Source organism: Paenibacillus illinoisensis NBRC 15959 (assembly GCF_004000925.1).
GTDB classification, from domain to species: Bacteria; Bacillota; Bacilli; order Paenibacillales; family Paenibacillaceae; genus Paenibacillus; species Paenibacillus illinoisensis.
On record NZ_BIME01000015.1, the window covers coordinates 19,737 to 39,170 of the forward strand.

General features: G+C 47.9%; 16 protein-coding genes and 1 riboswitch. Of the genes, 7 read left to right on the forward strand and 9 right to left on the reverse strand.

The annotated features are described in order from the left end of the window. Positions 1-25 precede the first annotated feature (25 nt). Positions 26-502: a hypothetical protein gene (locus PIL01S_RS26140; RefSeq protein WP_127540491.1), complete on the reverse strand. Its 477-nt coding sequence runs from the start codon at positions 500-502 to the stop codon at positions 26-28. Positions 503-855: 353 nt separating this feature from the next. On the opposite strand from PIL01S_RS26140, the gene PIL01S_RS26145 reads away from it, so the two are divergent. The 6 genes from PIL01S_RS26145 (at position 856) to PIL01S_RS26170 (ending at position 9,055) form a co-directional block, all read left to right on the forward strand. Beyond that, complete coding sequence (locus PIL01S_RS26145) at positions 856-1,389, forward strand: RNA polymerase sigma factor (protein WP_095293130.1); 534 nt, start codon at positions 856-858, stop codon at positions 1,387-1,389. Beyond that, the gene (locus PIL01S_RS26150; RefSeq protein ID WP_127540493.1) at positions 1,373-2,494 is read left to right on the forward strand and encodes a DUF4179 domain-containing protein; all 1,122 of its coding nucleotides are present in this window, start codon (positions 1,373-1,375) and stop codon (positions 2,492-2,494) included. Before PIL01S_RS26145 ends, PIL01S_RS26150 begins: the two co-directional genes overlap by 17 nt. Before the next feature lie 33 nt (positions 2,495-2,527). Continuing rightward, positions 2,528-3,103, forward strand: a complete 576-nt coding sequence (locus PIL01S_RS26155; protein ID WP_127540495.1) for a VanZ family protein — start codon at positions 2,528-2,530, stop codon at positions 3,101-3,103. Positions 3,104-3,295: 192 nt separating this feature from the next. Continuing rightward, complete coding sequence (gene udk / locus PIL01S_RS26160; RefSeq protein ID WP_095293127.1) at positions 3,296-3,928, forward strand: uridine kinase; 633 nt, start codon at positions 3,296-3,298, stop codon at positions 3,926-3,928. 452 nt (positions 3,929-4,380) lie between these two features. Beyond that, entirely contained in the window at positions 4,381-5,655 is a 1,275-nt protein-coding gene (locus PIL01S_RS26165; protein ID WP_127540497.1) for an S-layer homology domain-containing protein, read from the forward strand. Positions 5,656-6,196: 541 nt separating this feature from the next. Further along, positions 6,197-9,055 (forward strand): DUF5704 domain-containing protein, encoded by a 2,859-nt coding sequence (locus tag PIL01S_RS26170; RefSeq protein ID WP_127540499.1) that lies wholly within the window; start codon positions 6,197-6,199, stop codon positions 9,053-9,055. A gap of 238 nt (positions 9,056-9,293) precedes the next feature. Here PIL01S_RS26170 and PIL01S_RS26175 read toward each other — a convergent pair whose 3' ends face one another. The 6 genes from PIL01S_RS26175 to PIL01S_RS26200 all read right to left on the reverse strand — a co-directional run bounded on the left by PIL01S_RS26175 (position 9,294) and on the right by PIL01S_RS26200 (position 15,551). After that, positions 9,294-10,040 carry an ATP-binding cassette domain-containing protein gene (locus PIL01S_RS26175; protein WP_164764352.1) on the reverse strand — a complete coding sequence of 249 codons (747 nt, stop codon included), beginning with the start codon at positions 10,038-10,040 and terminating at the stop codon, positions 9,294-9,296. Between the two features lie 73 nt (positions 10,041-10,113). Beyond that, positions 10,114-10,911: an ABC transporter ATP-binding protein gene (locus tag PIL01S_RS26180; protein ID WP_127540503.1), complete on the reverse strand. Its 798-nt coding sequence runs from the start codon at positions 10,909-10,911 to the stop codon at positions 10,114-10,116. Next, positions 10,911-12,503: an ABC transporter substrate-binding protein gene (locus PIL01S_RS26185; RefSeq protein WP_127540505.1), complete on the reverse strand. Its 1,593-nt coding sequence runs from the start codon at positions 12,501-12,503 to the stop codon at positions 10,911-10,913. Before PIL01S_RS26185 ends, PIL01S_RS26180 begins: the two co-directional genes overlap by 1 nt. A 14-nt stretch (positions 12,504-12,517) precedes the next feature. Then, positions 12,518-13,351: a nickel transporter permease gene (gene nikC / locus PIL01S_RS26190; protein ID WP_127540507.1), complete on the reverse strand. Its 834-nt coding sequence runs from the start codon at positions 13,349-13,351 to the stop codon at positions 12,518-12,520. Between the two features lies 1 nt (position 13,352). Further along, positions 13,353-14,291 carry a nickel ABC transporter permease gene (gene nikB, locus PIL01S_RS26195; protein ID WP_127540509.1) on the reverse strand — a complete coding sequence of 313 codons (939 nt, stop codon included), beginning with the start codon at positions 14,289-14,291 and terminating at the stop codon, positions 13,353-13,355. 162 nt (positions 14,292-14,453) lie between these two features. After that, positions 14,454-14,643: riboswitch (cobalamin riboswitch) on the reverse strand. Positions 14,644-14,723: 80 nt separating this feature from the next. Beyond that, complete coding sequence (locus PIL01S_RS26200) at positions 14,724-15,551, reverse strand: AraC family transcriptional regulator (protein WP_127540511.1); 828 nt, start codon at positions 15,549-15,551, stop codon at positions 14,724-14,726. 192 nt (positions 15,552-15,743) lie between these two features. Here PIL01S_RS26200 and melA point away from each other — a divergent pair, with 192 nt between their 5' ends. Continuing rightward, positions 15,744-17,045 (forward strand): alpha-glucosidase/alpha-galactosidase, encoded by a 1,302-nt coding sequence (gene melA, locus PIL01S_RS26205; protein ID WP_127540513.1) that lies wholly within the window; start codon positions 15,744-15,746, stop codon positions 17,043-17,045. Positions 17,046-17,152: 107 nt separating this feature from the next. Here melA and PIL01S_RS26210 read toward each other — a convergent pair whose 3' ends face one another. Both PIL01S_RS26210 and PIL01S_RS26215 read right to left on the reverse strand, forming a co-directional pair. Then, complete coding sequence (locus PIL01S_RS26210; protein WP_127540515.1) at positions 17,153-17,851, reverse strand: response regulator; 699 nt, start codon at positions 17,849-17,851, stop codon at positions 17,153-17,155. A 1-nt stretch (position 17,852) separates the two neighbouring features. Next, positions 17,853-19,433, reverse strand: a complete 1,581-nt coding sequence (locus tag PIL01S_RS26215; RefSeq protein ID WP_246058569.1) for an ATP-binding protein — start codon at positions 19,431-19,433, stop codon at positions 17,853-17,855. Position 19,434: the final 1 nt, after the last annotated feature.

Consider the following 19,434-nt stretch of genomic DNA (forward strand, 5'->3'; position numbering starts at 1 on the left):
CAATGGATCAGATAAAAAGTGTAGATTAACGCATGTTGCCGATGATCGATGATCTGGAATCCTGCATTTTTTTGATAAAGTTTGTCATCACGTCAAACGCCTCATTACGCTTGTTGGACAAGGATTGCAGACGCAGCATGTCCATCTGTTGGGAGCTGGAGAGAGCGTCAATTTGATTTTTGAGAGACTGCGCCAGCTCGAAATCCCCACCTTCAATGGCTTGAGCAAGCTTCCCATTCAGTTCCGCAATCGCTGCATTACGACTCTGTACTGCTTCCAACTGGGCTTGCAGCTGTGACTCAATTAGCGCGGAACGCTGCTGCTGAACAGCCATAAGTGCGGATTCCAGGTCCATTCCCTGCAGATTAATAGATGAAATGCCTGATGGTGACGGGGTTATTGAAGACGCATATGTACTTTCTGTAAAAGCAAAAGAACCAACCGATACTGCTGTAATGGTTGCCATAACAACAGAAGAAATAAATCTACCTTTTCTTTTCAAAAGTATCACCTCCTTGGATTGTAATAATCCCGTTACAGTTACATAACGGACATTATTCGACATCATTATATCAAAGGACCTAGCTCCTTCAACCCAAACCAGAAATATTGAGACAAAATTGATACACCAGCTGAGTACTCATACGAACTTCGTACGAAAGGCCTCCTCTCCCCCGTCTACTGACTATCCCCAACCCATCTGAAGGGTATAGCGCGTTCCCAAGCGTCCATATTAAGCAAGCATTTTTCCTTTTTAAAAAAAATTGTGACCATATCAGCCCACCGAAAGTCTAATTCATGTAAAAACCAAGCGGGGAGCTGTTATCCCGTATCCCAAGAAAGGAGCTGTTATCCATGGACCCGACCGATCTCGTCAACCAAGCCATTCAGGGAGATCGTGACGCCTTTATCAGGCTCATCCGAGAAATTGAAAATTCCCTATACAATACAGCAAAATCCATGCTGCGAAAAGAGGAGGACGTAGCTGATGCCATTCAGGAGACGATCCTGAAAGCTTATAAATCCATGCATACGCTTCGTGAACCCCAGTATTTCAAGACCTGGATGTTCCGCATCCTCATTAACGAATGTAATACCATGCTCTCCCGTCGCTCCCTCTCCACATCATATGCAGAGGTGCCTGCCAAGCAGGAAGTATCCAGTCCCTACGACGAGGTGGATATGAGAGAAGCAGTTGATCGACTGGAAGAATCGAAACGAATTGTCATTGTGCTGCATTATTTTGAGGATCTAACCCTGCGTCAGGTAGCGGATACGCTGAATATATCCGAGAGCGCGGTAAAAATGAGACTTAGCCGGGCACGGCAGGAGCTATACCAAAAATTCAAAAACTTTCGGGAGGTAAAATTGCATGTCGAACCCATTTAATATCGATCAGGAGTTAAAAAAACAAGCAAAGGAGCGCCCTGTCATGTCTAATCTTGTACGCACTCGAATTGATGCCACACTGGAGTCTCTTCCCGAATCACCCAACCAGCTGAATAGTGAACAGGCTCAGCGTCCGCGCCGGGTTAACAAAGGAATGCGACGTACCGCAGCGGCTGCCGTTGCCGCAGGTGTATTAGGTGTTACCGTATTTGCATCCGGATTTGTGTCTCCAGCCATGGCTGATTCTTTGCGCAGCATTCCGCTCGTAGGCAGTCTCTTCAGCTCAATTGAAGCGGATATGGGTCTGAGAACGGCGGGTAACGAAGGTTTGACTAACCCAGTAAACAGTTCCTTTGCTTATCAGGATGTAAAATTCAAGGTGTTGGAAACAGTATACGATGGCACACGCGCAGCATTTCTGGTTCATGTCACGGCTCCCAACCTGAATCAGGGCATGTATGATAACGGCAAGGACATTGTGAAGCTGAGCAGCGGAGTCGACAACGTTTCCCTCGATGTCAATGGGTTTAGCCCAGATGGCGGTCTGTTCTATAGTTCAGCCGGGGCGAACGAGCCTGATACCCTGCTTTTTGAACAGGTCATTCCTACGGATCATAAAGGTGAATTCCCGGATCAGTTCGATGCCAAGGTTAAGTTGACACTACAAGGGCTGGATCATGAGTTTGAGTTAACCGTTCCATTTACCAAATCAACAACGGATACCTACAAGGTTCAGCCTGATACCATCATGGAGAATGACTTGTTTACCGCCACTGTTACGAAAGCCGAGGTTACCCCTATCACAACACGCTTAACTGCCGCCATCGGTTTGAATGGGAAAGAAACGTTGACTGCCAAAGAAAAAGAACAGCTGCAGGACATCAGGTTTGCCATCTATGATGATCAAGGTAGACAACTCACTGCACTCAGCGGCGAGGGTATATATGAAGATAACCAGTTGAAATGGGAAAGCATATATGCAACAACAGCGAAGGATGTAAAATACCTGGTAGTGAAACCTTTTGAGGTGAAAGATGACTTTACCGAAGAGGTCAAAGACAATCAATTTATTCAGGGAATGGAAATGAAAATTCAGCTCCAATAGCTCGAACTCATTTCCTTGCAAAGGGGTCATCGCATGTCCATTCAATTTACCATTTCATCTATAAGTGTCCTTGGTCCACTATTTATTCTGATTCTGCTCGCTCTGGTGATCCACGCCAGGGTGAGCAAAGTTAGATATACAAGCAAACAGTATATGCTGATGCTGACATTCGCTATATACATGCTGGGCGTGCTGCATTTTGTATTTTTCCCGATTGATGTGAATATCGGAATCTATGCCAACCAGACACCCTGGTACAAGAACCTTCAATGGGTTCCGCTGCTGACTGCGGATGCGCCAAGTTTCCTTCTGAACATTGTGCTGTTTATGCCGCTGGGGTTCCTGCTTCCTCTTTTGAAACCTTCAGTTAACTCGATTCGCAAAGCGGCATCGGCGGGCCTAATGTTAAGTTTCACTATTGAAATATTGCAGCTTGTAATTAGGATTACTCTGGGGAATGGCCGCTCGACCGATATCAATGATCTGATTGCAAATACGGCAGGAAGTGTGCTTGGTTTTGTTATTCTTGGTCTGCTCATTCGCCTGATTGGCCAGAATCTGATTCTTCCCTGGACCATGCGAGGGCACAAGCGCTCTACTATGCGTTAGAATCGTAAATCTGAAAATGAGTATGCCTCCCGAAAGGCAAAACATGGTCTGTTCCTCAAGATGAAAAAGTCAGCAAGCTGTGATACAATGAAGGAATTGTGTATTCGCAGACAGACATGCAGATAGAGCTCATTTTTGACGCTCTCCATCTACTGATCATGCTGCCAATCTAGGGAGGTTTATGGAACAACCATGCTCATTATTGGTATCGCCGGAGGGACCGGCTCCGGTAAAACGACGGTAGCTCGCTCCGTCATCGACCGTCTTGGATCAGGCAAAGTGACGTTTATATCCCAGGACAATTATTACAAAGATCAATCACAGCTCACTCCAGAGCAGCGTCGACTCACCAATTACGATCATCCGTTTGCATTCGACAATGATCTGTTGATTGAGCATCTTACCCTGCTGAAGCAAGGACAAACGGCATATGCTCCCGTATATGACTTCACCATAGATAACCGTGCTGCCAATGAGACGGTTGAACTCGCACCGAACCATATCGTTATTGTAGAAGGCCTTCATGTGCTCATCGACGAACATCTACGTGCCCTGCTGGACATCAAGGTATTCGTCGATACCGATTCCGACGTTCGTATTTTGCGGAGAGTGTTGCGGGATATGGAGGAACGTGGACGTACGATTCAATCCGTTTACAAACAATATCTCGAAACCGTCAAACCAATGCACGATGCCTTTATCGAGCCTTCCAAAAAGTACGCGGACATTATTATCCCCGAAGGTGGACATAACGAAGTTGGCATTCAGATGTTGTCGATTTTGACCGAGAAGTACCTGACCGGAGAGAAGTGGAACGGCGCATAGAAGATATCTAATGTAGAATTGTTAGCCGTCTGCCTCTCCTGGTTTGAGAGAAGTAGGCACGGATCGGCTACTACATTCAATGTAAATTTAACTGAAATCCAGGCTGCGTTGATGCAGTCTGGATTTTTGGTTTATTTTGTTTCTCTCTTTTCAAATGGGGGAAAATGGGTTATCCTTGAAATATATGAGCTTGGTAACTACATATTTAGACCTTCTACCTTAAAGCATAAGGCTATGAATCTACGGATTCGTGGCCTTTTTTTGTGTTTTGGGAGGTTGGATGGGTCTAGAGGAGGGGTTTTAAACCATAATTCGTAAGACTAATATTGAGAAATAATACCAAATACCCAGTTAGACATGGTAGAATATTGATGATTCTTACAAATTTAGTATCTAGCAGTATCCAGTACATAACCACTACCAGGATTTGAAATTAGAAAGGAGCAGTATTCATGAAGAAAATGATTCTCACCGGGGTTACGGCATTGGCTTTGCTTACAGGGGGCGTAATAGGTTCAGGAAGTATCGGGAGTTCAGCAGAAGCCGCTCAAGCTACGCTAAAATTCAAAGATGTCCCTTCGACACACTGGGCGGCTGCAGCGATCAACTCCGCAGTTGAACAGGGATTTTTCCAAGGGTATGCCGATGGAACATTCAAACCAAGCTCACCAGTGACCAAGGCCGAAATGGCTAGTATTCTCGGACGACTAACCGATCAGCCTAATGCAGCCATACAAGAAACCAATAACTTTACAGACGTGCCTGAATGGGCAAAAAGTGGCGTATCCGCTGCGATTGCCAAAGGATTCATCAGCCCTGCTAACTACAATGGAAAACTCGATGCCAAGGCATCTCTAACACGGGGTGAAATGGCGACCTGGCTGGCACAGGGGCTGACCGTGGTTGATTCGGATTACAAACAAGCTCTGTCTGATGTAAGCAATACTGTGATACCTGCGAAGGAGTACTTCACGGGCAAACTGGCAAGCAACCAAAAAAATGCTGTCGCTGTTGCTCTGGGTACAGGGTTGATGAGTGTTGCTAACGATAAAAATTTTGGAACAGATCGCACCACGACAAGGGCCGAAGTTGCTGTACTGATTGCTCGTTATACAAGTGTGACGAAAACGAAGCCTGCTGACTTTCAGGGTTTGAATGAGTTGCGTGCAGTTGGTTTGACTGGGACGAATTTGAGCATTATTGCACCTAAATATCAGATATATCCTGAAAGAAGAGTCCCCAAATCATATGATTATAATAAAGTTACAGATGACTTTTCAATGATTCGTAACGAAGAATTGGTCACAGTCACTAATTATGCTGATCTTAGATTAAAAAACTGGATTGTGGTCAACCCATATGTAAATGTTCATGAGAGAAGTATTTACTATCCTGTATTTGTTGATGAGAAAGATCGGCTTATAAGAGGAGCATATTACTCATTTGTTGAATTTGATATAAATATTAAGGACTCAATGAATCAATTACAAGGTGGCAGTTTGATTAACTCTGCAACTATTAATCCTCTTAGGTCCCCCAACAGTGAAGCAGTATCCGCTTATAATGTGCCTCGTATTAGTGAGTTAATCGGTGCAAGAGGTATATTTAATGTGAAAAATCCTGTTTATTGGGCAGAAGGTTTGTTGCATTTTGATAAAGAACTAGATCCAGACGTTCTTCTTGTACTAAAAAATGGAACTATTTATGGAGTAACAGCAAACCATTAACCACTTACTATCAAAATAAGGGTGATTAACCTTGGGTCTTACTAAAATATTAAAAAAGCCCCTTCTTTCAGTCCTCGCAATAAGTTTGATCTTAACTTCACCTCCAGCGATTTTCGCGGGAGGTGGCCCTGGAACCAAACCTATACTAGAGGCTGCAAGAATTGTACCTTCTACCCCCGCAAAATCTCAAAAGAAAATAATTCCGCTAGAAGGTAAGGGATTAACTAATATTGGAATATATATTTATCAATTAGATAATATGAAATGGAAAGTTGATGGAGAATGTAATGGTCAAGAGCTGTCTAACAACTCTTCTACAAACAAACCAAACTCTTCTACCGTATGCATAGATTTATCTTTAGAAGCTCCAAGTTACAGGCCTACAGTTTATTATGATATAAATGATGAACCAATCTCTAACGCAGAAATAGTTGAGAACTCCCTTGCACCAGAATATATGGATAACTCCAAGTATTACCAACCTGGGCTGCCTATTTTATTAGGCGTAGATTCTTTTAACAATAAAAGGGTTAAGTTTCAGATGCAAATAGGTGGAGCCATTGAGCCTACAGAATATAGACCTTATAATCCACCTAAATACTCTGCAGACTATTTATTTAATACCGACCTATACTGGTACGGCAAAGCCGAGATTACCAAAGAAATCAATCTCACCAATGGCGGTCAGCTCAGCATTAACCAATCCAAGCAATTAAATGCAACCGTAAAGACCAAAACCGGTGATGGAAGCTTTGGTGCTGAAACCAATGTAAATAGCGGTAATGGGCGCACGACCTGGACTTCCTCCAACCCTGGTGTTGCAACCGTTAGTAATTCAGGATTAGTTCAGGCCGTAAGCAGGGGGACTACGACCATCACCGTACTGTGGGAGAAAGACGACTTCCAATTAACGACAACCACAACGATTGGTGTAGATGAGGATCCCGGAAACGGGGATGGCGGAGGCAATGGGGGCGGAGGTGGTGTTGGATGTTCACCGACAATCGGGCCACCATCTACAGGGACGATTATGAGCAAGAGTGACCTTGATCCAAATGCTAACGGTGTAATAAAGTCAGATAACAGAGGGAATGAGACATTCAATGTACTGAGAGGAATCCCTACTTCTGAGTCACTGTATACCAATGCCTTTGCTGACAACTATCTCTTCAAGCAGGCCTGGGCGAAAATGTCGGGCAAAGTTACGTATGATTGCAGTGTTACGCTATCCTATGACAGAGAATGGACGGTTCCCGGACCACCGCTCTGTACCGAGGATGGCTGTACGGATGGACCACCTGTTCCAGCCAATGACACCGTAACCAAACCATACAATTTCCAGATTACACGGGACTACTCGTACTGGAAAATCAACAATCTTGAAGTGTACAAGATCGCAAACGCGACCATGCAGAATTATGCCCTGCCGGGTGAACTGGTCACCATGACTCCATCCGGATATACACCGCCAACTTTGGTATCCAAAAATGATGACAACGTGGAGAGCCACGTCAGACCAGGGCAAACAACGTCTATCTCCTATACCCCACCTAAATTAACAGGCGGGCTGAATGCACCTCCCGATGTGCCGGATGATACATCACGTTTGAAGGGCATGGCGGAGTCCAACACCCCTCAGGCAAAAGTGAATAATGACTCGGTCATATTTAACAATACCAAGATTATGGATGACACGGAGGCGACCAAGGACGGACCTACGCCATCCAATATTCCTAACCCTACAACGATTGGCCAGGATGTCCTGTATAAGCCAAATAACATGATTAGTAACACGCTGGTCAACAAAGAAAACACGCCAAGTTCCGGTACCATTTATTACGATCTGCTGCCCGGGAATGTAAACGGCGGCGCCAACAAAGATTTCCCAATTAACGGTATTAACACCGTTACCGTGCACACCCCTGTCGTAAACTACGCCCTGGTATCGGATGATCAGGCTCATAATCAGAAGACGGTTCCGGATCTAACCCGGTCAGCACTGATTCTGGAACGTCCATTTATTGTACGTATCCCAACGACTGGTCAGCATTTGGACGCAGCAAGTTACCCTGGCTATGGCAACCGGGACTATGCCAAATATTTTCGATTGAAACAGGTGAAATTCCCGTTCGATGTCTACAACGCGGACAGAAGCCAATTTATCCCGGCTAAAACCTGGGTGGATATCCCGGTAAACCAGCTGGACACCAGCTTTTACCTCCCGGTATGGGTAGACGAGGGCAACTATGAAATTGAATTCCGCAACATTGCGGAGAACGCACCCTCCAACTTCACCGAACAGCAGGATGCCAATACCAACCTGGCCCATCACGTAGCTGCCGATACGGTTCCAGTCGACGTCATCGGTAGGCTATACGATTTTCACGTCACCGACATCTCGGACTACAACTGGGAAAATGTTTTTCGCAAGCAGCCGGACAGCCCGGAGCCAACAGGAGTCAGCTATTGGACAGGCTTGAATCGTATAGATGGTGACCCTCGTGGCAACCTGGCACCTTTCGTACTGCCCATTCGTCCAGGCAGCCATCCCATACAGGGATTCAAAAATGTGGCTGTAAAAACCGGGTACCATATCAAGTTTGACCTCAAAACGAAAGGTAATATGTTTGGTCAGCAGGATGGGGTACGGATTACGCCAACTTTTCATTTCGTCAACGAGGATGGTACCTCCCGGCAGGAGGTAGATCTGTATTACCACAGAGGACAGGAAAGATTTATCCGTATCGGATCTGCACAGGATTTGGAGAAACGCTTTGTGGTTCTGAATGCCCGTTTGCGGAATGTTCCTGGTACGGAACTGGGCGATGCTGCCCGTTATCGATACACCTATGAACTGACCAAAGAGGAGCAGAGCCAAGGCACACTGGCAGAATACATGGTTCGTTTCGTCGATCAGATCTCGCACCAGAAAACGTGGGTGGGACGTTATGATTGGATGATCCTGCCCTCATCCATTCGCACATTGATCGGACCCAAAACGGACATCCCGCAAGGCGTTAACTTGGATCGGGCAAATGCAGCCATCCAGCACTGGTACGGAGAATACAGCCTGCCAGCCGATGTATATGCCGTGCCGAAAGGCACGGATATGGAGCCACTTGCGAGACAAAACCAGTTGGATGAAAAGTCCGCTGTGTTTCTGAGAAATGGGTATATCGTAGTCAACTTCAATATTGAAAGTCTACGAGATGGCGATACTGACGCGCCTCATCTCCAGTACATCTATGCACCTCTGATGAATCAGTGGCAGATGGAGGGTTTTCAGAACAATCCAGTCGATACTGAAGGCAATTCTTGGCCCATCCAAGACGGGGATGTTGTCTTCTACCATGCCAATCGGTCGAGCCGAAGCGACTTCCAATCCCAAGTGCCACATTAAAAAAAGATATCAGGCGATGCTTAATACTCGGCTGAGTCCCCCATGCTTACGTATATTGGTTTTAATAGATCGGTTTGCGTACATCGGTTTACTTACATTGTAGTACTTTTCAACAGCAGTTCATCATTTCATATAGTCCTTATACAGTAAAAGGATTACTCCGGCCGTCACCACCATGACCCGGAATAATCCTTTTTCTTCGCTTAATTATAAAAAAACCACAATACACCGTACCAACTCAACCGGTGATGCCTTGCAGGGCATACTCTCGCATCTTATCCTTGATCTCCCTCACCGACAACACCGAAGTCATCAGGTTTCGTGTATAAGGATGACTGGCTTTACGCGTTAGTTGTGCACTTTCTAACACCTCAACGACTTCACCCTTGTACATAACCGCAGTGCGATCGCTAACCTGCTGCACCACGGCCAGATCATGCGATATGAAGATATATGAGATCCCTGTCTCTTCACGCAATCGGACCAACAGATTCAACATTTGCTGCTGAATGGAAACATCGAGAGCCGAGGTAGCCTCATCAAAAATAATCACATCCGGCTGCACTCCGATCGCCCGGGCAATAACCACTCGCTGCTGCTCCCCACCACTGATTTCGTGTGGATACTTGTCAGCAATCGCAGCAGGCAATCCCACCAGCTCCAGCAAACGATGAATTTCCTTTTCGCCCTGCCTGCGTTTGATCAGTTTATAATTCAATAAAGGCTCAAGGATAAATGATCCCACCCTCATGCGGGGATTGAAAATCGCCGAAGGTTCCTGAAAAACCATCTGAATCTGCTTGCGCTGCAGCCGCAAAGCCTCTCCACTGATCAGAGTAATATCCTGCTTACGATAGATGATATGCCCGGAGGTTGCCTTTTCCAGATGGGTTACGCATTTGGCCAAGGTGCTCTTGCCACTTCCGCTCTCACCTACAATTCCCAGACATTCTCCCGGATAGAGCTTCAGGTTGATCGATTGCAATGCTGAATGGGCTCCCTGGCCCCTGGATTCGTAGGTTTTACTTAAATTCCTCATTTCCAGAACGGGTATCCTCTCATCTACCATCCGTATTCTCCTCCAGTTCAGGTACTGCAGCTAGCAATTCGCGAGTATAGGCGTGACGTGGACTTGTAATAATACTTGAAGTTTGTCCAAACTCAACCAGTGACCCGTTCTGCATCACACCGATGTAGTCTGCCATATGGGCTGCAACAGCAATATTGTGCGTCACAATGATCATCCCTGTTCCCTGACTTGCCCGAAGGTTCGTCAATCGTTTGATCACTTCAACCTGAGTGGTTACATCCAGCGCACTGGTCGGTTCATCGGCAAGCAGCAGCTCTGGCTCCATCGTTACCGCCATGGCAATTGCCGTTCGCTGCTTCATGCCTCCGCTAAGCTGGCCGGGATACATGCTCATCATCCGCTCGGGGTCATCCAGTCCCATCTGTGAGAGCATGTCCACCGCCATGGCATAGGCAGCTTTCTTCGATAGTTCAACGTGTGTACGGATCGCCTCGATGTACTGACTTCCTACTGTACGGATGGGATTCAGATAAGAACCGCTATCCTGAAAAACCATAGCCATCCGCTTGCCGCGTATGCTGCCCCATTCCTTCTGCGAAAGACTAAATATCGATTTCCCCTGAAATAAAATGTCTCCCCCGGCATACTGCCCGCCGTCTGGAAGCATGCCGAGCAAAGCTCGAAGCAACGTCGATTTACCACTTCCGCTCTCGCCCACGATTCCGATAATCTCCCCGGCATTCATTGCGAACGATACATTCTGCAGTGCAGGTGAACCGCTCTTATATGCTACAGAAAGCCGATCTACACCCAGCAAGTTGCTCATTATTGCCCAACCTGAATATTACGATCCAGGAGATAAAAGTCGATCGGATACATCGTCGCACCCTGAACGTTGCTCTTGCTTACAATGTTAATTGGAGTATAGGTAATAAACATGTATGCCGCATCATCCAGAATCATCTGCTGGGCTTCTGCAGCCAGTTCATATCTTTTCTCCACATCGAATTCGGAATGCAGCTGCTGAATCACCGCATCCAGCTTCGGATTGCTGTATCCACCGATGTTCCACTCCGCTCCCGTTTTGAAATAAAAGTCGAGAATATACTGGGGATCTCCGGTAATCCCTGTATTAATGCTGGTCAGCGCCAAATCGTAGTTCCCGCTTTTTTGGTGATCAGTCAGATCCTCGTAAGAGGTCATTTCCAGATTAACTCCAATTTCCTTGAGTTGGGACTGCATTGCAGCAGCCACAATGGAGTCCGATTCATAAGCCGAATTGAGAATCAATTGAAGCGTTAGCTTCTGTCCGTCTTTTTCCCGAATACCGTCCCCACCCGCATCCATGTAGCCAGCCTTATCCAACAGCTTCTTGGCTGTCTCCGGTTCATAGTCATACCCCTTGACCTGATCATAGCCAAAAGGCAGAGCCGAGGTAAACGGTCCTTTGGCCGCCTGACCGCCCACCAGTGTGTTTGCATACATCTCGCGGTCTATGCCGTACGAGATTGCCCGCCGTACGTCCGGCTCACTCAGCAGCGGATTCTGCGTATTAAACCATACAAACTGCGTACGCAGGCTCGGGATTTCATCAATCGTATATTGACTCTGATCCTGGAATAATGCCAGGTTGCTTCGTCCCACGTTGCTGGCTACATCAATCTCACCCGATTGCAGTGCAAGGGCACGCGTGCTGTCATCCTTGATATATTTGAATGTAATGGTATCCACATCGGCTGCCCCGTCCCAGTATCCGTCATACTTTTTCACCTGAATCTCCTGATCCGGGGTATAGCCTGTTACCATAAACGGCCCTGTAGCGATAGGCTCACTCTTGAATTTGGACGTATCCGCGCTCGTATCCACGATTACAAACAGGGGTTCAGCAATATTGCCAAGAAGGGATGCATAAGGCTCAGTTGTTTTAATGGTCAGATCCTGACCTTCGCCAGTCATGGAAGCTACCGGCAAGGTCGACTGTCCTCTCTCATTTAATTCGATGGAACGTTCAATGGACTTCTTCACCGCATCTGCCGTGACCTTATTACCGTTATGAAACGTTACACCTTCCCGGATATGAAAATGCCATGTCGTATCATCGATTCGATCCCAGCTATCCGCAATTTTCGGTACCAATTTCATATTTTCATCAAACTGAATCAGGGTCTCTCCTATTGCTGCCCGTGTAAGGGTCCAGCCGTTCCACTCCTCTGCCGGATCCAGATTACTTCCAAGCCAGAATAGCGCTACATTCAGATGAGTCGGTGTACCAGCACTGCCTTTGTCCGCCTCCACCTTTTCGCCAGATGATGATGAGGTGGAAGTATTTGTTGGGGTTTGGCCACATGCCGCGATAATACATAAAACCAATAATGACAGTACGGTAAGCGTTAGTGTTTTTCCATATCTCGAATTCATTCCCGTTCCTCCTGTTAAGCTGCCTTTTTCTTGGGATCCAGCACATCCCTCAGACTGTCGCCCAGCAAATTAAAAATGATCACCGTGCAAAAAATCGCAAGTCCCGGATAAATCAACAGCCACGGAGCTGTCTGCAAATATCGTCTGCCTTCATTCAGCATCGCCCCCCACTCCGGTTCAGGAGGCTGAGCACCCAGCCCCAAAAAGGACAGGCCTGAGATGGATAACATCATGCCTCCCACATCCATCATCGCCATAACGATGAGAGGAGACAGCATGTTGGGCAGGATGGTTCTGGTGATGATCTGAATCTTCCGTGCGCCGCTGAAGGCTGCCGCAGCGACATACTCCTTTTGCTGAAGCGAGATCACCAGACTTCTTGCCAGTCGTGCATACTTCGCCCACCAGACAACAGCCAGGGCAATTACCGTATTAAATAGACCTGGCCCCAGCATCCCCACTACTGCGATGGCGAAGATTAATCCTGGAAAGGCCATCAGCGTATCGGATAACCGCATCAGCACTGTATCCGTCAGACCACGGGCAAAACCTGCGATAACACCAATGGCTACACCAAGCACAAACACAATTCCGATCATCATAAATGTAAGCAGAAGCGAGGTCCTTGCCCCGTAAAGGATACGGGATAACACGCAGCGTCCAAGCTGATCGGTTCCAAGCGGATATTCCGAACTGGCTGGCTGCAGTACCTTGGCAAAATTCGTTGCCAGTGGATCATGCGGTGCGAGCAGCGGCGAAATCATGGCGAGAATGACCCAGAGGAGGGTCAGTGAACATAGAAACGTGAACCAGCGATGCTGTGTCAAAATAAGCTTAAATTCTCTCATTTTATACATCCACGTCCAGTCGAATCCGCGGGTCATGCAGATGTGTCCAGAGATCAACCATCAGATTCAGCAATACATAGATGGTTGCCATCCAGATGACGTAGCCCTGAATCAGGGGATAGTCCCTTGTAAAGATGGCATCCACCGCCATCTGCCCTACACCCGGCCATACGAACAAACTTTCCACAATGGCTGCCCCGCCGAGCAGGGCGCCTGTAGACATGCCCATGAGCGTAACGATGGGCAATAATATATTGGGTAAAATATGCTGCATCATGATGACTCTCCCCTTCACGCCTCTGGCTCTGGCCCCCGTTACATAGTTATGGGACATCTCTTCCAGAATCACCGTACGGATCTGCCTGATATATTGGGCGATCAGAGGTAACGCCAGTGTGCATGTGGGCAATATCAGGCTGTCCCAGCCCGAACTCCCCATAACGGGCAGCAGCTTGAGCTGTACGCCAAACACCAGCATGAGCAGCATCCCGAGCCAGAAGCTGGGCATGGACAGCCCTGCAAACGAAAACAGGCGAATGACGTAATCCAGCACTTTGTTTCTATACACTGCCGACAAAATACCCAGTGGAAACGCAATCAGAACGACCAGCAGCAGGGCACTTCCTGTTAGCCGAAGCGTAGCTGGAAGCCTGGACAGCAGAATGTCGAGCACAGGCCTGTCGTATTTATAGGACGTTCCGAAATCTCCGGTAAGCACCTGTCCCAGCCAGGTTCCGTAGCGTATCCAAAATGGCTGATCCAGTCCCAGCTGGACACGCACCTGCTGTACCAATTCGTCCGACGGTGTGACCCCTGTAGACATGAGCATAAGCCTTGCCGGGTCCCCCGGAGACAGATAGGTCAGCAGAAACGTCAGAAACGAAATGCCGAATAACACGGCTGCCAGCTGAATGAATCTTTTCACAATATATTTACTCACATGTCTGACATCCTCTCCCCAATCTCCAACCCCGCACGTGACTTGTCCATGCATATCAAAAAAGACGTCTCTCTCCGCTAGTACCGGATAAGGACGTCTTAAATAAACAGATTTTCAGAAAAATCATGCTCTCTAAACACCTTCCTATCTCCCGTAGGTACTACTGTGTTGTTAAACTAGGCAGGTCTCCTGGCTCCAGAATCCTCGTCATTGCAGCACCTTCCCGGTCTAAACCAGTGGCATAACGCTGCATGACTCCTCTGTTACAGTGGCGGGACCGCGCCGGCATCACACCGGTCTTCCCTATTAAGCTTCTACCCGAAGGTAAAGCACCCAGTTCCACATATTCAATTGAAATGCATTCTGTACCAGTATAGCTGGCTCACAGATAATGATCAAAGCATTTATTCAAATTTGAAACAGCTCATCAGCCTATTCCCGCTCTCTCGAACCTTTGGGGGAGACTCCTGTCACACGCTTGAACATCTTGGAAAATAACAACGGATCCGTATACCCCACGGAGTGGGCAACCTCGCTGACTGAAAGCGTCGAGCTCTGCAGCAGTTCTGCCGCACGATTCATCCGGTATTCAAGAAAGAATGCCTGAAGCGACTTCCCGTACTTCTCCTTAAAAAGACCGGACAGATACGTACGATCCAAGCGGACAGACTGCGCAATATCAAGGATGGACGTCTTCTGGCTGTACCTGTTCTCCATGAACTGGACGGCTTGTCTGATGTATTCATCCTTGGTTGAAAGGGGACGCCCCGTCTTCTCTTCTTCAGGTGAGGAGGATATCAGTTCGGCAATTAAACGGTATAACAAACTCTGGCTAAAAACATCTCCGCCATTGCGTGATGAGGCCTGAGTCATGTCTGCATACAAACCATCCATTACCTTCGGATCTCTGGCATCAAATACAGGATGTGCCGGACTCAGTTTTGCCCGCTGCATAAATGTCTTGGCATGGACGCCCTTAAACCCGAACCAAGAGTACGTCCATGGCTCCTTCGCATCGGCCTCATAATGGATAATGGTATCCGGGAGAATGACGAAGCCCTGACCCTGGGTCAGCCGGTATTCCTTATCCTCCATATGCACCGTTCCCCATCCCTCATGAATGTAATGAACCACATAGGAATCTCGCACCCCTGGACCCCAATAATGAGAAGGGTCGCAGGCTTGCCAGCCGAAAAACAACAGCACCAGCTCCATCTGTGTCCAGTCCATGGGCATCACATTAAACTCAATCGGTGTCATCCTCCCACTCCTTCCCTTCCTCCGCATCTATTTTTTCATTTTAAATTATAACAGGTGAACCTGGGAAATATCAGCTGAAAGCGGGACCAAAAATGGGATTATGCCATGTATGGGAGAGGTTGAACCATAGTTATATAAGCCGGATCGGCCTATAGTTGGGGTACACCATTATTCAGGGAGGCTGGACTTGAGATGAACAAAATTACGTTTCTCGGTGCAGGCAGCACCGTTTTTGTCAAAAATGTATTAGGTGACGTCATGATGACTGAAGCACTGCAAGATTTTGAATTGGCCTTGTTTGATATTGATGCCGAGCGGCTGAATGATTCGGAGCGACTGCTGACCAGTATGGGCCGTTCTCTTGGAAGCCGTTGTTCGGTAAAAAAATACACAGACCGCAAAGAAGCGCTGCGCGGTGCCAAATATGTTATTAACGCCATTCAAGTGGGCGGATATGATCCATGTACAATTACGGACTTCGAAATACCGAAGAAATATGGACTGCGTCAGACCATTGCTGACACCCTTGGCATTGGCGGTATCTTTCGTAATTTGCGTACCATTCCGGTCATGCTCGACTTTGCCCGGGACATGCAGGAAGTGTGTCCTGACGCCTGGTTCCTGAACTACACCAACCCGATGGCCGTACTGACCAATGTCATGAACGTGCATGGAGGGATCAAAACGGTAGGTCTGTGCCACAGCGTGCAGGTATGCGTGCCTCACTTGTTTGAAGCGCTGGGAATGGATCAGACAGGCGTAGTTGCAAAAGTGGCAGGAATCAACCATATGGCCTGGCTGCTGGAAGTAACGAGAGATGGCCAGGATCTGTATCCGGAGATTAAACGTCTGGCGAGGGAGAAACAGAAGGAGCAGCATCATGATATGGTGCGTTTCGAGCTGATGAATCGTTTTGGATATTACGTAACGGAGTCTTCCGAGCACAATGCTGAGTACCATCCATACTTTATCAAACGGAATTATCCGGAATTGATCGAACGCTTCAACATCCCGCTGGATGAGTATCCGCGCCGCTGCGTGAACCAGATTGAAGGTTGGAAGGAAATGCGCGAGAAGCTGTTTGCCAGTGAACATATTGAACATACCCGCAGCCGTGAATACGCTTCGCATATCATGGAAGCGATGGAAACGGACCGTCCATACAAAATCGGCGGTAATGTAATGAATACCGGTCTAATTACCAACCTTCCTCGTGAGGCCTGTGTCGAGGTGCCATGTCTGGTGGACGGATCCGGAATCAGCCCAACATACATTGGCGACCTGCCTCCGCAGCTGGCGGCACTGAACCGCACCAACATCAACACCCAGCTGCTGACGATTGAAGCGGCCATGACGGGCAAAAAGGAACATATCTATCATGCCGCCATGCTGGATCCGCACACTGCCGCCGAGCTGTCCATTGATGACATCGTTGCCATGTGCGATGAACTGATCGAGGCTCATGGGGATTGGCTGCCGAAGTATACATCCTAAAGCAAAAGATCATTTTTATTTCATTGATGATTAGAAAAGCGCCGAAGACCTCTGTAAATCCAGGAGGCTCCGGCGCTTTTTTATGGGATTCTTATTACATTTCCAAACTAATCCTGAAGCAAAAAGCGATAGCCAATTCCCGGCTCGGTCTGGATGAATCGCGGCTGCGTAGGGTCTTCCTTTAATTTTTTGCGCAGATGACCCACGTAGACCCTCAGATAATGACTATCAGATTCGTGATGATGCCCGCCCCATACCTGCTGCAGCAGCTGGCGCTGGGTAATGATCTTTCCGGCGTTGGAGGCCAGAACCTTGAGCATATCGTACTCTGTGGGTGTTAATTTGATCGGCAAACCGTCCAGCTCCACCTGCCTTTGTGCCAGATCTATAGTGAGTGATCCAAAACGCAGTACAGGTTCATCGGTTGTCTTCGCTACATGGCGAAGCGCAACCCGAATCCGGGCAACCAGTTCACCCATGCCAAACGGCTTCGTTACATAGTCATCGGCCCCACCGTCAAGCGCAGCAATCTTGTCTTCCTCGCGCTCCTTCGCCGTCAGTACAATAATGGGCACCTGGGACCATTCGCGAACGCGATGCAGCACGTCCATCCCGGACATCCCCGGCAGACCCAGATCGAGTATAATCAGATCTGGATGAACGATACTCGCCTGAATGACAGCCTCGTCGCCATCTGCACATTCATGAATTTCGAATTGATGGGCCTGCAGGGTCACCTTCAGCAGTTTGCGAATCTGTGGTTCATCATCTACAACCAATATGCGAGCCCCTTGCGATGCCGTCATGTTACTCAACCTCTCTTTGTCCTCTATAGGGAAATAATGCTTCCGGCACTTCCATGGGCAAACAGATGCTCATTCGTGTTCCGCCTCCCGGATTGGGATCTGCTTCAATCGTTCCTCCGTGAACTTCAACAATCCCTTTGCATATAGCCAGTCCCAGTCCTGTGCCCGTCACATGACGAGAGGATTCCGACCGGTAAAACTTTTCAAAAATCCGCTCCCTGTCAGCATCAGGAATACCTACACCATTGTCCGCTACCACAATGGTCAGCCTGGCGTTTCTCTCATCCCTCGTAACAGTGAGGACAATCTCGCTATAGTCAGGAGAATATTTAATGGCATTGCTAACCACATTGATCAGCACCTGTTCCAGCAGCACTTCATCTCCACATATAAATAACGGTTGATCCGGCAAATCCACACGAATGCTCCGATGCTTGCTGAATTCCCTTACTTGCGTTAACACCACGCTGATCATGTCCCCGACGTCACACCATTTCCTGCGCAGCTGCAGCATACCGCTCTCCAGCTTCACCATGCCCAGTAAATTGCTCACCAATCGGTTCATGCGCATGGCACCATCCCGAATATTGCCCGTCAGCTCCTTCCGGTCTTCCGGGGTAAATATGGCGTCATTCTCGATCAATCCTGTAGCGGATCCAATGATCGTCGTTAAGGGCGTCCGCAGTTCGTGGGACACAGAGTCCAGCAAAGCCGTGCGAATGCGCTCTGATTCGGCAGTCATCTGTGCCACCCTTGCTTCCTCTGCCAGTTTGACGCGAGCAATTGCACTGGCCGCCAGCCCTCCACAGGCCTCCAGCAATTGCAGCTGTTCCCGCTGCTCATGAATATCCCTGGCCTCCATACGGACGGCAAGCACGCCGTGTATCTGATCCTCCGTACGCAAGGGAACGTATAGACCCAAAGATTCCCGCAGGATGGTAGAACCTCTCCCCGCAGTTTCGCCATTCCTGTACACCCACTTGGCAATCGCGATCTCTGATTCCTCTCCGCCCCAGACTGCGGTTCCCAGGTCATCGGCAGATGCTGTTACTTTCAGCTCATCATGAGCATCAGGCAAATATACGGCAGCCTGGGTACCCAGTGTGTATGATACTTGCTTCGCAATATGATGGAGCAGTGTATCCAGATCCGTAACAGCCGTCATCTGGCGGCTGAGCGCATACAATGAATTGGTAGTGGCTTCACGCTGCCTAACCATCTCCAGCTGCTGACGTAAGCGACTGGAAAGGGTGGCTGTTAACACCGCTACGGCCAAATACACAATAAAGGAAAAAATATATCGCAGATCCGCAACGGTAAAACTGAGATTCGGAGGTACAAAAAAGAAGTCAAACATGATTACGCTAAGACTCGCTGCGTAGATTGCAGGGCCCAATCCCCAGTAAACGGCGCTCACCAAAATGGGAAACAGATAAATGAGTGAGACGTTAACCAGATCACTACTCATGCCGATGACATGAAGCAGTGGGGTTAACAAGGTAATGCCAATGGTTACCCATACATATTGGGAAACCCGGTGCAAAGGAGGATTCCCCTTCTCTTCTGTGTTTCGTTCAGGCACT

Coding starts and splice junctions, on each gene's coding strand:
- nikC (WP_127540507.1), bottom strand. CDS start 13,351: ATGAGAGAATTTAAGCTTATTTTGACACAGCATCGCTGGTTCACGTTT.
- udk (WP_095293127.1), top strand. CDS start 3,296: ATGCTCATTATTGGTATCGCCGGAGGGACCGGCTCCGGTAAAACGACG.
- PIL01S_RS26145 (WP_095293130.1), top strand. CDS start 856: ATGGACCCGACCGATCTCGTCAACCAAGCCATTCAGGGAGATCGTGAC.
- PIL01S_RS26155 (WP_127540495.1), top strand. CDS start 2,528: ATGTCCATTCAATTTACCATTTCATCTATAAGTGTCCTTGGTCCACTA.
- PIL01S_RS26170 (WP_127540499.1), top strand. CDS start 6,197: ATGCAAATAGGTGGAGCCATTGAGCCTACAGAATATAGACCTTATAAT.
- PIL01S_RS26150 (WP_127540493.1), top strand. CDS start 1,373: ATGTCGAACCCATTTAATATCGATCAGGAGTTAAAAAAACAAGCAAAG.
- melA (WP_127540513.1), top strand. CDS start 15,744: ATGAACAAAATTACGTTTCTCGGTGCAGGCAGCACCGTTTTTGTCAAA.
- PIL01S_RS26165 (WP_127540497.1), top strand. CDS start 4,381: ATGAAGAAAATGATTCTCACCGGGGTTACGGCATTGGCTTTGCTTACA.
- PIL01S_RS26180 (WP_127540503.1), bottom strand. CDS start 10,911: ATGAGCAACTTGCTGGGTGTAGATCGGCTTTCTGTAGCATATAAGAGC.
- PIL01S_RS26185 (WP_127540505.1), bottom strand. CDS start 12,503: ATGAATTCGAGATATGGAAAAACACTAACGCTTACCGTACTGTCATTA.
- PIL01S_RS26200 (WP_127540511.1), bottom strand. CDS start 15,551: ATGACACCGATTGAGTTTAATGTGATGCCCATGGACTGGACACAGATG.
- PIL01S_RS26210 (WP_127540515.1), bottom strand. CDS start 17,851: ATGACGGCATCGCAAGGGGCTCGCATATTGGTTGTAGATGATGAACCA.